12 protein-coding genes and 1 tRNA gene are annotated in these 14,748 nt (G+C 46.2%); 11 read left to right on the top strand and 2 right to left on the bottom strand.

The features are described from left to right. Positions 1-149: 149 nt before the first annotated feature. A complete protein-coding gene (uvrB, locus tag KIV40_RS07205; protein ID WP_285348490.1) occupies positions 150-2,180 on the bottom strand; it encodes an excinuclease ABC subunit UvrB in 2,031 nt (676 codons plus the stop codon). 559 nt (positions 2,181-2,739) lie between these two features. On the opposite strand from uvrB, the gene KIV40_RS07200 reads away from it, so the two are divergent. The 11 genes from KIV40_RS07200 (at position 2,740) to KIV40_RS07150 (ending at position 13,621) form a co-directional block, all read left to right on the top strand. Then, positions 2,740-2,815 (top strand) — tRNA-Asn (locus tag KIV40_RS07200). A gap of 373 nt (positions 2,816-3,188) precedes the next feature. Next, positions 3,189-5,486, top strand: a complete 2,298-nt coding sequence (gene pflB, locus KIV40_RS07195) for a formate C-acetyltransferase (protein WP_285348488.1) — start codon at positions 3,189-3,191, stop codon at positions 5,484-5,486. 311 nt (positions 5,487-5,797) lie between these two features. Then, on the top strand, positions 5,798-6,376 hold the full coding sequence (rsxA, locus tag KIV40_RS07190; protein WP_005425202.1) for an electron transport complex subunit RsxA: 579 nt from the start codon (positions 5,798-5,800) through the stop codon (positions 6,374-6,376). A 3-nt stretch (positions 6,377-6,379) separates the two neighbouring features. Further along, a complete protein-coding gene (gene rsxB / locus KIV40_RS07185) occupies positions 6,380-6,973 on the top strand; it encodes an electron transport complex subunit RsxB (RefSeq protein WP_285348487.1) in 594 nt (197 codons plus the stop codon). An 8-nt stretch (positions 6,974-6,981) separates the two neighbouring features. Beyond that, complete coding sequence (rsxC, locus tag KIV40_RS07180; protein ID WP_285348486.1) at positions 6,982-9,483, top strand: electron transport complex subunit RsxC; 2,502 nt, start codon at positions 6,982-6,984, stop codon at positions 9,481-9,483. Beyond that, a complete protein-coding gene (gene rsxD, locus KIV40_RS07175) occupies positions 9,483-10,529 on the top strand; it encodes an electron transport complex subunit RsxD (protein ID WP_285348484.1) in 1,047 nt (348 codons plus the stop codon). Before rsxC ends, rsxD begins: the two co-directional genes overlap by 1 nt. Before the next feature lie 7 nt (positions 10,530-10,536). After that, entirely contained in the window at positions 10,537-11,175 is a 639-nt protein-coding gene (rsxG, locus tag KIV40_RS07170) for an electron transport complex subunit RsxG (RefSeq protein ID WP_005536427.1), read from the top strand. After that, positions 11,168-11,860 (top strand): electron transport complex subunit E, encoded by a 693-nt coding sequence (locus tag KIV40_RS07165; RefSeq protein WP_010449409.1) that lies wholly within the window; start codon positions 11,168-11,170, stop codon positions 11,858-11,860. Before rsxG ends, KIV40_RS07165 begins: the two co-directional genes overlap by 8 nt. A 79-nt stretch (positions 11,861-11,939) precedes the next feature. Continuing rightward, on the top strand, positions 11,940-12,611 hold the full coding sequence (gene nth / locus KIV40_RS07160; RefSeq protein WP_285348483.1) for an endonuclease III: 672 nt from the start codon (positions 11,940-11,942) through the stop codon (positions 12,609-12,611). A gap of 21 nt (positions 12,612-12,632) precedes the next feature. Next, positions 12,633-13,049, top strand: coding sequence for a lactoylglutathione lyase (gene gloA, locus KIV40_RS07155; protein WP_005536423.1), 417 nt, complete (start codon positions 12,633-12,635; stop codon positions 13,047-13,049). A 137-nt stretch (positions 13,050-13,186) separates the two neighbouring features. Then, complete coding sequence (locus tag KIV40_RS07150; protein WP_005536418.1) at positions 13,187-13,621, top strand: DUF2753 domain-containing protein; 435 nt, start codon at positions 13,187-13,189, stop codon at positions 13,619-13,621. Between the two features lie 124 nt (positions 13,622-13,745). On the opposite strand, the gene KIV40_RS07145 is transcribed toward KIV40_RS07150, so the two are convergent. Beyond that, positions 13,746-14,627, bottom strand: a complete 882-nt coding sequence (locus KIV40_RS07145; RefSeq protein ID WP_010645731.1) for an OmpA family protein — start codon at positions 14,625-14,627, stop codon at positions 13,746-13,748. Positions 14,628-14,748 lie beyond the last annotated feature (121 nt).

Raw genomic sequence — 14,748 nt, 5'->3', positions numbered from 1 at the left:
CGACATGTTCACAGAACGAGCCAATAGATCCGACTGCCTATTGGCTTTTTTTTGTCTGCAGATTTGGGCGCGGGACATACCCGAGCTATGGTCGTAGATACAATCACTCGGGCATTAGATGTGGCAATGAAATTACGCTTAGAGAAGAGTTAACTGTTCGCGATAAATTGAGCGCGCAGCTTTTCAATCTCGTCACGTTTCTGGGCCGCCAATTCAAATTCAAGATCTTGAGCGTGTTGGTACATCGCTGCTTCCAAACGACTGATCTCTTTCTCCAGCTGTTGTGGAGACATGATCTCGTAAGTCTGAGAAGGCTCTGCCACTTTCGATAGCGGCACTTGCTTAGTATTACGCTGACGCTTCGATTTGGTGATATCCCCCAACTCCATGATGTCTTTAATATTTCGCTTCAAGGCTTGAGGCTCAATCCCCATCTCTGCGTTATACGCTTTTTGCTTCTCTCGACGACGATCAGTTTCGTCCATCGCTTTCTTCATCGACTTAGTGATCGAATCTGCGTAAAGAATCGCTTTACCTTTGATGTTACGAGCCGCACGACCAATGGTCTGGATCAATGAACGCTCTGAACGCAAGAAGCCTTCTTTGTCTGCATCCAAGATTGCCACCAGCGAGACTTCTGGCATATCGAGACCTTCTCGCAATAAGTTGATCCCAACCAATACATCAAATTCACCCAAACGAAGGTCGCGAATGATTTCTACACGCTCAACCGTATCAATGTCTGAGTGAAGGTAACGAACTTTCACATCGTGCTCGTGCAGGTATTCGGTTAAGTCTTCTGCCATACGCTTGGTTAGCGTAGTCACAAGAACACGCTCGTGTTGCGCTGCGCGAATTCGAATCTCAGACAATAGATCATCAACCTGAGTAGCAACTGGGCGAACTTCTAATTCCGGATCGAGCAGACCCGTTGGACGCACAACCTGGTCCGCAATCTCATCGGCTGACTTCTCAAATTCGTAGTTACCCGGCGTAGCAGAAACAAATATTGTCTGCGGAGAAATCGCCTCGAACTCTTCGAATTTCATCGGGCGGTTATCCAACGCAGAAGGCAAACGGAAACCAAACTCCACCAGCGTCTCTTTACGTGAGCGGTCACCTTTATACATCGCGCCAATTTGCGGTACGGTAACGTGTGATTCGTCGATGATCAGCAAGCCATCGTGAGGTAAGTAGTCAAATAGCGTTGGTGGCGGCTCCCCCTCCGCTCGTCCACTTAAGTAACGAGAGTAGTTTTCGATACCGGAACAGAAACCCAGCTCGTTCATCATCTCAATGTCAAATTGAGTGCGCTGGCTGATACGTTGCTCTTCTAGGAGTTTGTTGTTGTCTAACAGCTGCTTCTTACGCACTTCAAGCTCGTCTTTAATGCTTTCAATGGCATCAAGAATACGCTCACGTGGCGTGACATAGTGCGTCTTTGGGTAAATCGTATAACGCGGCAGGTCTCGCTGTTTGACCACACCAGTCAATGGGTCAAATACGCTGATACAGTCGACTTCATCGTCAAACATCTCTACGCGCACAGCGTCTTGGTCTGATTCCGCAGGGAAGATGTCAATGACTTCACCACGCACACGGAACTGGCCACGCTCAAACGCGACATCGTTACGTGAATATTGAAGTTCTGCAAGACGACGCAGCATGTCGCGCTGGTCAATCACATCACCGCGGCGCAAGTGAAGCATCATTTGTAGGTACGACTCTGGGTCACCCAAGCCATAAATGGCCGAAACCGACGCAACAATGATTGCATCTTTGCGTTCCAATAATGCTTTTGTTGCCGATAAACGCATCTGCTCTATGTGAGCATTCACCGACGCGTCTTTTTCAATAAAGGTATCCGTCGTTGGCACATAAGCTTCGGGTTGATAGTAATCGTAGTAAGAAACGAAGTATTCAACGGCATTATTTGGGAAGAAGGCTTTCATCTCGCCGTACAGTTGCGCGGCAAGTGTTTTGTTTGGCGCGAGAAGAATCGCCGGACGCTGCGCTTCTGCAATTACGTTTGCCAGTGTGAATGTTTTACCCGAGCCCGTTACACCCAACAGAGTCTGATGGGCAAGGCCTGAGTCTAAACCCTCTAATAACTGTTTGATGGCGGTTGGCTGATCACCGGATGGTTGATATTCAGAGACCAGTTCATAAACTTTACTCATACCCTTCCTCAAATTTCCTGCACTTTGGCTGTATATATATACACCTTGTTAGATGAAATCTACGTCTATTTTACATTTATAGCTCATTACGATTAATTTTTGCGCTTTCTCTATTTTGGTCTAGCCTTAGTTTGGTGACTCTGTTATAGTCTTCCGCCCTACTTGATGAAGCTTCCCAGATCATCTAAATTCAGTTTCCACAACTTTTCCCCAAAAACAGCCAATATTATTCTTTATCCCCAAAAGGCTGAATCTTATCCACTTTGCGCAATTCTGAGTTAATTTAAATAAATTACTGTTTTATTTGACTATTAATTGCATATTTCTGCTTAAAAATTCAAACCAAAGCAATTCGATTGCATATAAAAGATCTTTACTCAGATCTCATCAACATAGTTATCCACAATTTTAGTGGATAAGTAACTCTAGCCCTTTACTGGCAAGGACTACAAAAAAGTAAAGAATAAAATGCATGATTTTTTGCTAAAAATGTGTTTTTTGGGTGTTGACAGAATTAGGGCTGCTCGGTAAGATTCGACCCGCTTTCAAGCAAAGCAATTCCTCCTTAGCTCAGTTGGTAGAGCGACGGACTGTTAATCCGCAGGTCGCTGGTTCGAGCCCAGCAGGAGGAGCCAAATTCACGAAAAGCCCAGTTGAAAAACTGGGCTTTTTTCGTATCTGCCCTTCTTGAACGTCAACATCAAGATAAGTGCTTTTCGTTTCCTCAGTTCGTATCTTTGTAAGTCAGGCTAACTTAAGCTCTATCGGCAACGGCTTGTACTATCCATTCGTCCACAAGTTCACTGTATCAACAATAAATTTGCATCTCTCAAGGCAATTTAAATACATAAGGTATTGAATTTGATATTAATGCAATTTAATCATTCAAAAAATGAAAAGCATTCATTTTACTCATAGATTGTAAATCCATACGATTGACAGGGTTAAGAATGGTTCCGTCCTACTCGTCGCCTCCATTCTATTTATCAATAATTTAGGGATTTACTAATGACTATTCCGACGACTGATATGCTAGACGCATGGGCTGGATTCACAGCTGGTGAGTGGCAAAACTCTGTCAACACTCGTGACTTCATCCAAAAAAACTACACACCCTATGAGGGAGACGAGTCCTTCTTAGCCGAGGTTAGCGCATCTACTTCAGCATTATGGAACCAAGTGCTTGAAGGCATTAAACAAGAAAGCCGCACACACGCGCCTGTTGATTTCGATACCGATCTGCCGTCAACGATTACTTCTCACGATGCGGGTTACATCAATAAAGATCTGGAAAAGATCGTTGGCTTACAAACCGATCAGCCTCTAAAGCGTGCAATCATCGCTAATGGTGGTATTCGCATGGTGAAAAACTCGTGCGAAGTTTATGGCCGTGAATTAGATCCGACGGTTGAAAAGATCTTCACTGAGTACCGTAAAACTCACAACAAAGCGTGTTTCGACCTTTACACCAAAGAAATCTTAGCGTGTCGTAAATCAGGCATCATCACTGGTCTCCCTGATGCCTATGGCCGTGGTCGTATCATTGGTGACTACCGTCGTATCGCTCTTTACGGTATCGACTTCTTAAAAGCAGACAAAAAAGAGCAATACAACTCGACACAAACTTTCCTAGAGCGCGGTGGCGATCTTGAGAAAACGCTTCGTCTACGTGAAGAAATTGCAGACCAAGTTCAAGCGCTTGAAGACATTCGTCAAATGGGTTTGAAATACAGCATTGATATGTCGCTACCTGCAAAAACAGCGCAAGAAGCGATTCAATTTACCTACTTTGGTTACTTGGCCGCAGTTAAATCACAAAATGGCGCAGCAATGTCATTAGGTCGTACATCGACTTTCCTAGACGTTTACCTAGAGCGTGATATCGCAAATGGCTTGATTGATGAATCACAAGCGCAAGAGATGATTGACCACTTCATCATGAAACTGCGCATGGTTCGCTTCCTTCGTACACCAGAGTACGATTCATTGTTCTCTGGCGACCCTATCTGGGCAACAGAAGCGATGGCAGGTATGGGTGTTGATCGCCGTACACTAGTATCTAAAACGACATTCCGATACTTACATACACTACATACTATGGGCCCAGCACCTGAGCCAAACATGACGATTCTTTGGTCAGAGCAATTGCCAGAAGCGTTCAAGCAATACGCGGCAAAAGTGTCAATTGATACCTCTTCTGTTCAATACGAAAACGACGATCTAATGCGTCCTGATTTCGACAATGACGACTACGCGATTGCATGTTGTGTGAGCCCGCAGATTGTTGGTCAACACATGCAGTTCTTTGGTGCACGTGCCAACCTTGCAAAAGCGCTGCTTTACACTATCAATGGTGGTATCGACGAAAAATCGAAAGCGCAAGTGGGTCCGGTAGTGGACAAAGTTCAAGATGAAATTCTCGACTTTGACGCTTTGATGCCACGCTTCGACAACATGTTGGAATGGCTTGCAACACAATACGTGACAGCGTTGAACATCATCCATTACTCGCATGACCGTTACAGCTACGAAGCATCACTGATGGCATTGATGGATCGCGACGTGCACCGCACTATGGCGTGTGGTATTGCAGGTCTGTCTGTTGTCGCTGACTCTTTGGCGGCAATTAAATACGCGACCGTGAAGCCTGTTCGTGATGAAGATGGCATCGCCGTTGATTTTGAAATCGAAGGTGATTATCCAAAATTTGGTAACAACGATGCTCGTGTCGATGACATCGCTTGTGATCTGGTTGAGCGCTTCATGAAGAAAATTCAGAAGATGCACACTTACCGCGAAGCAGTACCAACTCAATCGATCCTAACAATCACATCTAATGTGGTTTACGGCAAAAAAACGGGTAATACACCAGATGGCCGTCGCGCAGGTATGCCTTTTGGCCCGGGTGCAAACCCAATGCACGGTCGTGATGAAAAAGGTGCAGTTGCGTCTTTGGCATCGGTATCTAAACTGCCGTTTGCTTACGCGAAAGATGGTATTTCTTACACCTTCTCAATTGTGCCTAACGCACTGGGTAAAGATGAATTAAGTCAGAAGAAAAACCTAGCCGCGCTAATGGATGGTTACTTCCATCACGAAGCAAGCAACGAGGGCATTGCAATTGAAGGTGGTCAACACCTTAACGTCAACGTTCTGAATCGAGAGATGTTATTGGATGCGGTTGAACATCCAGAGAAATACCCTCAGTTGACGATTCGAGTGTCCGGCTACGCGGTACGTTTTAACTCGCTAACTCGAGAGCAACAACAAGACGTGATCAGCCGAACGTTTACAGAAAAACTGTAATCGTGAGATTGTAAAATAATCAAAGCTCATGCCTTTAACTCATTAGGGGTATGAGCTTTTATCGTTTCTGGCGAACCATACGAGTGATACCAAAACCATCAACAACGCGTGCGTTAAATCAGTGGCGGTAATTGCGTTTCTCTTTGTTAACAACCATTCATCAAACTTTTCAATTTCTGATTAATTCATCCGCTCACATCACATACACGTATAATTTTCCATCGAGTGCATAAAACCACACCGTTCTCTGGTTGTTATTGAGGTCACAAAACACGATAATATTGGGATCGGATTTTAAGAACGTAATAACTATGACCGAATATATTTTGTTGTTGGTCGGCACTGTGCTGGTGAACAACTTTGTACTGGTGAAGTTTTTAGGCTTGTGTCCTTTTATGGGCGTGTCTAAAAAACTGGAAACAGCAATTGGCATGGGCTTAGCTACAACTTTTGTACTAACGCTCGCGTCTGTGTGTGCATACTTGGTGGAAAGCTATGTTTTGCGTCCACTGGGCATCGAATATCTACGAACCATGAGCTTTATTTTGGTGATCGCTGTTGTTGTACAGTTCACCGAAATGGTCGTGCACAAAACCAGCCCAACGCTGTATCGTCTGCTGGGTATCTTCCTACCTCTGATCACAACGAACTGCGCGGTTCTAGGTGTTGCTCTGCTTAACATCAACGAGAACCACAACTTTATCGAATCGATCATTTACGGTTTTGGCGCAGCGGTTGGCTTCTCCTTGGTACTGATCCTATTTGCGTCAATGCGTGAACGTATTGCCGCCGCTGACGTACCTGTGCCATTTAAAGGCGCATCGATTGCGATGATCACCGCAGGCCTTATGTCTCTTGCCTTTATGGGCTTTACAGGTTTGGTGAAGTAAACGATGAGTACGATTTTAATTGCGATCATCGCTCTTGCTGCCCTCGCCGCGGTTTTCGGAGCGATACTCGGTTTTGCATCGATTCGCTTCAAAGTCGAAGCGGATCCAATTGTCGATCAAATCGACTCTATTCTACCGCAAACTCAGTGTGGCCAATGTGGCTACCCTGGTTGTCGTCCATACGCAGAAGCAATCGCGAATGGCGATAAAATCAATAAATGTCCTCCAGGCGGTCAAACGACCATTGAAAAACTGGCGGATTTGATGGGCGTCGAAGCGGAAGAGTCGGCACACGATCTCGACAGCAAAGTCAAAACCGTTGCTTTCATCCATGAAGACATGTGTATCGGTTGTACCAAATGTATTCAAGCGTGCCCTGTGGATGCGATTGTTGGTGGTACTAAAGCCCTTCATACTGTTATCAAAGACGAGTGTACCGGTTGTGACTTGTGTGTTGCTCCTTGTCCAACTGACTGTATTGAAATGATTCCTGTGGAAACCACCACAGAGAGCTGGAAGTGGAAGCTTAACGCTATTCCAGTAGTTAACATTACGGATGCTGCCAACGCAGCGAACGTGACTGATTCAATTAAATAAGGTTTCGTATGTTGTCTTTGATTGAACAAATTCGTACTGGTTCGCTATGGGATTTCCCAGGCGGCGTGCATCCGGCAGAAAACAAAAAGCAATCCAACAAAACTGAATTGGTTCATGCAGCCATTCCGTCGGAAATCGTCCTACCTTTAAAACAACACATCGGTAAAGCAGGTAATCTGTTGATTGCTGTTGGTGACACCGTGTTGAAAGGTCAACAGCTAACGGCGTCAGACAGTGGCTTCACCGTTCCTGTTCATGCTCCAACTTCTGGGCAAATAACAGCTATTGAGCCACGCACTGTTGCGCACCCATCAGGTTTAAGCGAACTGTGCGCTGTGATTACGCCAGATGGTAACGATACTTGGTGTGAGAAAGCGCCGATTGCCGATTACACCCAAGAATCCGCTGATGCATTGATCGACGTGATCCGCCTTGCTGGTATCTCTGGCATGGGTGGCGCAGGCTTCCCTACCGCTAAGAAGATCCAATCGGGTATTGCACGTACCGAAATTCTTATCGTTAATGCGGCAGAATGTGAACCTTACATCACCGCCGATGACAAACTCATGCAGGAACATGCAGACGAACTGATCCAAGGTATCGAGATCGTCGAGCATATCCTTAAGCCAAAACTGACCATCATTGGTATTGAAGATAACAAGCCAGCAGCAATCAAAGCGCTGGAACAAGCGGCGATGAACAAAGACATCGTGATCCGCGTTATCCCAACCAAATACCCTTCTGGTGGTGAGAAGCAGCTCATCAAGATTTTGACCAACAAAGAAGTTCCTAGCGGCGCTATCCCTGCAGATATTGGCATCCTGGTTCAAAACGTTGGTTCTCTCTACTCAATTAAACGTGCAGTGATCGATGGCGAACCTGTAGTAAATCGCATCGTGACTCTGACGGGTAAGACCTTCAAGCAACCACGTAACGTTTGGACGCTACTTGGTACGCCAGTACAAGCACTTTTAGACGAGTTTGGCTACAAAGCAGATAAGAAACTTCAGCGCCTGATCATGGGTGGTCCAATGATGGGCTTTACCCTCCCCCACGCTCAGGTTCCTATCACTAAAACGGCAAACTGTATTTTGGCGCCGAAGCGTCGTGAGATCGCTTCTGACCAATACGAAATGGAATGTATCCGTTGTAGCCAATGTGCGGAAGCGTGCCCTGCCTCGCTATTGCCACAGCAGCTTCAGTGGTATGCAAAAAGCCAAGAATACGAAAAGCTCGAAGAGCTGAACTTAAAAGACTGTATTGAATGTGGCGCGTGCGCGTTTGTGTGCCCGAGTGAAATCCCACTGGTTCAATACTATCGTCAAGCGAAAGCTGAAATCCGTACACGCGCTCAAGAAGCGGCAGCAGCTGAACGAGCTAAGCTGCGCTTTGAAGAGAAGAAAGCGCGTATGGAACGCGAAAAAGCAGAACGTGAAAATCGCTTTAAGAAAGCCGCAGATGATCGTCGTAAAGACATGAAAGCCTCTGGCGGTGACGATGCGATTGCTGCAGCCATCGCTCGCGTGAAAGCACAAAAAGACAATGCCGAAGCCAAAGCGGAACCAGCTGTGAAACCTGCGGTTGCAGCCGCGATTGCCAAAGCAAAAGCCAAACAAGCTGCGGCGGCTCAATCTGGTGCAGCCGAGCCTGATAACTCAGAAATGGCGAAGCTACGCGAAGAACGTAAACGTCTTGCTCGCGAACGCAAAGCGCAAAAAGAGCAAGATGTCACATCTGCAGATAATGCTGACGATAAGAAGTCAGCGGTTGCAGCCGCTATTGCTCGTGCTAAGGCGAAGAAAGCTCAGCAAGAAGACGCATCAACATCTACTGAAGCTGGTGATAAGAAAGCAGCCATCGCAGCAGCTATCGCCAGAGCTAAAGCGAAAAAAGCACAACAAGAAGATTCAACCGAATCTGTAGAAGCTGAAGCGCCTACAGAACAAGCGGAAGATCCGAAGAAAGCCGCTGTTGCCGCAGCTATTGCCCGTGCAAAAGCACGCAAAGCTCAGCAAGAAGACTCTACGGAATCTGCAGAAGCGGAAACACCAGCAGAACAATCTGAAGATCCAAAGAAAGCTGCAGTTGCCGCTGCTATTGCTCGCGCTAAGGCACGTAAAGCTCAGCAAGAAGTTTCTACTGAGTCTGCAGAAATGGAAACACCAGCAGAACAATCTGAAGATCCAAAGAAAGCTGCAGTAGCCGCAGCCATTGCTCGAGCCAAAGCACGCAAAGCTCAGCAAGAAGCACAAACAGAATCTGTTGAAGCGGAAGCTCCTTCTGAAGAACCGGAAGTGGATCCGAAGAAAGCTGCGGTTGCCGCAGCCATTGCTCGTGCTAAAGCGCGTAAAACCCAGCAAGAAGGCTCTACTGAATCAACAGAAGCGGAAACACCTGCCGAACAAGCTGAAGATCCGAAGAAAGCCGCGGTTGCCGCAGCCATTGCTCGCGCTAAAGCACGTAAAGCTCAGCAAGAAGCGAATAAGAACAATACTGAGGAGAACGAGTAATGTCGTTTTTTATTGCCAGTTCACCACATGCTCACAGCCGTCGCAGCACGCCTGATTTGATGAAATGGGTAGCTCTGTGCGCTATTCCTGGCTTAGTGGCTCAAACCTACTTCTTTGGTTGGGGAACTATCATTCAACTCGTGTTTGCCATCGCGGTCGCAGTGTCACTTGAAGCATTAGTCATGCTTGTGCGTAAGCGTTCTCCAATGCGTGCGCTACGTGATAACAGTGCCATCGTGACAGCATGGCTATTAGCTGTGGCAATCCCACCATGGTCTCCTTGGTGGATCATGGTTATCGGTTTGATTTTTGCCATCGTTATTGCGAAGCACTTATACGGTGGTATTGGCCAAAACCTATTTAACCCAGCAATGGTCGCTTACGTTGTATTGCTTATCTCCTTCCCTGTCCAAATGACAAGTTGGAGCGCGCCTGTTTCATTGATGTCTGAGCACGTGACTTTTGCAGACGCGTTGTCTCTGATCTTCACTGGCTATGACTTTGATGGTTTGTCACTGCAACAAGTTCGCGCTGGTGTGGATGGCGTAACAATGGCAACCCCATTAGATGCATTCAAAACTGGCATTCATACTGGTGCAACGCCAAGTGAGGTGCTATCACAACCAATGTTTGGTGGCCTTGCGGGTATCGGTTGGCAATGGGTAAACCTAGCTTACTTGGTTGGTGGCCTAGTGATGATCAAAAAGCGCATCATCCAATGGTACATTCCTGTTGGTTTCCTAGTTAGCTTGGCAGTGTTTAGTACCGTGTTTAGCTTGATCATGCCGGGAGAAACCGCGTCACCAATCTTCCACCTGCTTTCAGGTGCAACGATGTTAGGCGCATTCTTTATCGCAACCGATCCTGTTTCAGCATCAACGACCGTGAAAGGTCGCTTAATTTTCGGTGCTCTGATCGGCGCGTTGGTATTCATTATTCGTAGTTGGGGTGGCTTCCCAGATGGTGTTGCATTCGCTGTTCTGCTTGCCAATATGTGTGTACCGTTGATCGACTACTACACCAAACCTAGAACTTACGGTCACTGAGGTAAACATGTTAACCGCTATTAGAAAAAATGGTCTGACATTGGCGATCTTCGCCTGTGCTACAACCGGTCTTGTGGCACTGACTCAGTACCTAACAAAAGATCAAATTAAGCTTCAGGAACAGAAGCAATTGCTGTCGGTTCTTAACCAAGTGATTCCGGAAGAAATGCATGACAACAACCTTGTCGCGGCATGTACCATGGTATCTGCGCCCGATCTAGGCACAGTTCGCTCGATGCCAACTTACATTGCGACTAAAGATGGCCAACCGACGGCAATGGCGATTGAATCCATCGCACCAGATGGCTACAACGGTGAAATCAAAATCATCACTGGCATCGATAACCAAGGCAAGATCCTCGGTACTCGTATCCTGAGCCATCAAGAAACACCGGGGTTGGGTGATAAAATTGATCTACGTGTTACGGACTGGATCTTGAGCTTCACTGGTAAGCAAGTGACAGAAAGTAACTGGAATTCTTGGCGAGTTCGTAAAGATGGTGGCGATTTCGATCAGTTTACTGGCGCAACCATTACCCCTCGTGCGGTAGTGAAAGCGGTGAGAAACACAGTAAACTACGTAAATAAGTCTCGTGATGAGATTCTAAATCAGCCCCTAGACTGCGCAGGAGGCAACCATGAGTGAAAATAAACTGCTAATGAAAAACGGCATGTGGAGCAACAACCCTGCCCTAGTGCAACTTCTGGGTTTGTGTCCTCTGCTTGCGGTTTCTTCCACTATTACCAACGCCCTTGGTTTGGGTATTGCGACTTTGTTGGTGCTTGTCGGTTCTAACCTGACAGTTTCACTGATTCGTAACTACGTACCAAAGGAAATCCGTATTCCCGTTTTCGTTATGATCATCGCCGCCTTGGTAACTTGTGTTCAACTCCTGATGAACGCTTATGCCTACGGACTGTATCTATCTCTGGGCATCTTCATCCCACTGATCGTAACCAACTGTATTATCATCGGCCGTGCGGAAGCTTACGCTTCGAAGAATGATCCATTGCCAGCAGCATTGGATGGTTTCTGGATGGGGCTGGGTATGACAACGGTATTGGTTGTACTTGGTGCTATGCGTGAACTTATCGGTAACGGTACTCTATTTGATGGCGCAGACCTACTATTGGGTGACTGGGCTGCGGCACTGCGTATTCAAGTTTTCCACTTCGATAGCAGCTTCTTACTGGCATTATTGCCGCCAGGGGCTTTTATCGGCGTAGGACTTTTGATTGCGTTGAAAAACGTTATCGACAGCTCAATTCAGGCACGTCAGCCGAAAGAAGAAAAACCAGCCATTGAGCGCGCCCGCGTAACTAACGCATAATATAAAAATTAAAAAATCAAGGCTCTACTACTCGTAGGGCCTTTTTCATAAACCGCAAAGACGGGTTTGGAAGTCAGCAATGAACAAAGTCAAAAGAATTGAAATTCTCGAACGACTACGAGAAAACAATCCCAATCCTCAGACGGAGCTTAACTGGAGCACACCGTTTGAGTTGCTTATCGCCGTACTGCTTTCTGCGCAGGCGACAGACGTAAGTGTAAACAAAGCAACAGACAAGCTTTACACAGTAGCGAACACACCACAAGGCATTCTTGATTTGGGTGTCGATGGTTTAAAGGAATACATCAAAACCATCGGTCTGTTTAATTCAAAAGCCGAGAACACCATCAAGACTTGCAAGATCTTGCTAGAGAAGCACAACGGCGAAGTACCAGAAGATCGTGCAGCACTTGAAGCTTTGCCGGGTGTCGGTCGTAAAACCGCTAACGTGGTACTGAATACCGCCTTCGGTTGGCCAACTATCGCGGTGGACACGCACATCTATCGTGTTTCTAACCGTACAAAGTTTGCGATGGGTAAAACCGTCGACGACGTAGAAGAAAAACTTCTTAAAGTGGTGCCAAAAGAGTTTAAGCTTGATGTACACCACTGGCTGATCCTTCATGGTCGCTATACCTGTGTGGCGAGAAAACCTCGCTGTGGCAGCTGTATCATCGAAGATCTGTGTGAGTACTCTCCACCAAAAGAAAGTGTAAAGAAAAAGTGTACCCAGACGAATAACCCCGTCTGAAACAATCGCTAGGAGTAAATAATGTCAAACGGTCGAATTCTTCACACCATGCTGCGCGTGGGTGATCTAGACAAATCTATCAAGTTCTACACTGAAGTCATGGGCATGCAGTTGCTTCGTACCAATGAAAACAAAGAGTACGAATACACGCTGGCGTTCCTTGGTTACGGTGATGAGTCTCAAGGTGCCGTCATTGAGCTGACTTACAACTGGGGTAAAACCGAGTACGACCTAGGCTCTGCATTTGGCCACATCGCAATTGGCGTAGACGATATCTACTCAACTTGCGACGCAATCAAAGCAGCTGGCGGTAACGTGACTCGCGAAGCGGGCCCAGTAAAAGGCGGAACGACTCATATCGCTTTCGTTAAAGACCCAGATGGCTACATGATTGAACTGATTCAAAATAAACAAGCATCAGCAGGCCTAGAGGGCTAACTCAGCCTCTCCTACTGAAACTCGCTATTATTTACAGGCAGGTCTGAGACCTGCCTTTCTTTTATCAACAAATCACTTTACTTGATAATAATTATCGTTTAGATTCACCACCAACATCGACATGTGGGATAACGATAATGATCAGTGAATGGGAAAAACACACACTTCTAGCCGATACGGCACTTCAACTAGATGACCCTGTTCGCAGCATTCTTCATTACCAGCAAGCCCTTAGCCTGAGTGAAGATATTAGCGAATGCGTGGAAATAGAAGCCGACGAGCGATTATTGATTTCGGTGATTTCATGCCACAACCTTGCCCAATTTTGGCGCTGGGCAGGCGACACAGAATATGAGCTCAAATACCTTCAACTCGCTTCTGAGAAAGTGCTGACGCTGATCCCTCAATGTCCGAATAGAGATTGCGCAAGCTTTATTGATTCAATCGGCTGCTGTACTAAGGCCCTCATTGATTTCATGAAGCGCCATCCAAACCCTGTGATCGCAAAGCAGGTCGAGAAAATCGACACAGCAACCAATTGCGAAATCATTGCTAAGTTCCGCTTAAACTAACATTCATTATATGCCTTAAGCACCAAGCAACTCTAAGCGGCAACTAATAGAATCAAACAACGTCAAACGGATAAAAAACGCCAGAGTCAGACTCTGGCGTTTTTGTATTGGTGAATATTTAAGATCAAACCTGGGTGCGCCCCAGTGAAATCACCACGCGACGGTTCTTGTCTTTACCTATTGGTGACCCATTATCTGCAATCGGACGACGCTTGCCGTAGCCTTGCACTTGAATACGCTCTCCAGATAAGCCCAAAGATTCGAAGTAACTGCGCAATGATTCCGCTCGTCGTTCAGATAAGCTTTGGCTCGTACTTTTACCATCTGTCGAATCTGTGTATGTCGCCACTAATACCAAATCAATATCTTGGTTATGGCGAACGTAATCAGCGATTTGCGCTAAACGTTTCTTCGAAGCTTTAGTTAACTGATCACCTTGACGCTCATAGTGAAGAATCGTGAAGGCAATATCTTCAAAGCTGTACTTCAGCAAGTTAGCAATGCAGCTACTAAAGGCGTTGTATTTGTTTTGGAACAGTACCGAAGACAGCGCCACCTCAATACGCTGATCTCGGCTCTGCCAGTCTTGGTAGCTAAACGTTGGATAGCGGCCTTTTTCTAGCTCAGAGAGAATGCCCCACGCGGTTTGTCCGCCAACATAACCATCAAACTGTTTGAAAAATTTAAGGTTAGTAATGCGATCAGCATTCTCGCCCGGACGCCAAGGTGGTGGCATAGAAATCAAACTGACATTGCGCGTTTCACCCATAGGGCGGAGCATCTTCAATTCAAAATCCAAATTGATTTTTTTACTTGCATGAGATGAAAATACCGCGTCACCAAATCCTGGGATTGGATGTACAAGCTGACACTCCAACGGCGTATTCATCACCATTTCCCACTGTGATTGCTGCGGTGTGGCAACGTAGCGCTTTCCCATCGACGCAAAGCTGTTTGCGCTGAGTAAAGACATCAGGACACCACTGGTTACTAGCCATTTATTCATCTGGGTACTTCTCTCAAACGGCATTCTGTTGCCGCTTACTTGAATCAATTAAAAACATGCAAACTAATGCAAAAATCCCGCCAACATAGAATTTGCAAGGGGATATATACCCAAGTGACTT

Source organism: Vibrio sp. D173a, assembly GCF_030248475.1.
Note: the sequence above shows the minus strand (reverse complement) of the source record. Positions and strands in the feature narration are given on the sequence as shown.

Excerpts from the sequence above, each read along its gene's own strand:
- uvrB (WP_285348490.1), bottom strand. The coding sequence starts at position 2,180 with ATGAGTAAAGTTTATGAACTGGTCTCTGAATATCAACCATCCGGTGAT.
- pflB (WP_285348488.1), top strand. The coding sequence starts at position 3,189 with ATGACTATTCCGACGACTGATATGCTAGACGCATGGGCTGGATTCACA.
- rsxA (WP_005425202.1), top strand. The coding sequence starts at position 5,798 with ATGACCGAATATATTTTGTTGTTGGTCGGCACTGTGCTGGTGAACAAC.
- rsxB (WP_285348487.1), top strand. The coding sequence starts at position 6,380 with ATGAGTACGATTTTAATTGCGATCATCGCTCTTGCTGCCCTCGCCGCG.
- rsxC (WP_285348486.1), top strand. The coding sequence starts at position 6,982 with ATGTTGTCTTTGATTGAACAAATTCGTACTGGTTCGCTATGGGATTTC.
- rsxD (WP_285348484.1), top strand. The coding sequence starts at position 9,483 with ATGTCGTTTTTTATTGCCAGTTCACCACATGCTCACAGCCGTCGCAGC.
- rsxG (WP_005536427.1), top strand. The coding sequence starts at position 10,537 with ATGTTAACCGCTATTAGAAAAAATGGTCTGACATTGGCGATCTTCGCC.
- KIV40_RS07165 (WP_010449409.1), top strand. The coding sequence starts at position 11,168 with ATGAGTGAAAATAAACTGCTAATGAAAAACGGCATGTGGAGCAACAAC.
- nth (WP_285348483.1), top strand. The coding sequence starts at position 11,940 with ATGAACAAAGTCAAAAGAATTGAAATTCTCGAACGACTACGAGAAAAC.
- gloA (WP_005536423.1), top strand. The coding sequence starts at position 12,633 with ATGTCAAACGGTCGAATTCTTCACACCATGCTGCGCGTGGGTGATCTA.
- KIV40_RS07150 (WP_005536418.1), top strand. The coding sequence starts at position 13,187 with ATGATCAGTGAATGGGAAAAACACACACTTCTAGCCGATACGGCACTT.
- KIV40_RS07145 (WP_010645731.1), bottom strand. The coding sequence starts at position 14,627 with ATGAATAAATGGCTAGTAACCAGTGGTGTCCTGATGTCTTTACTCAGC.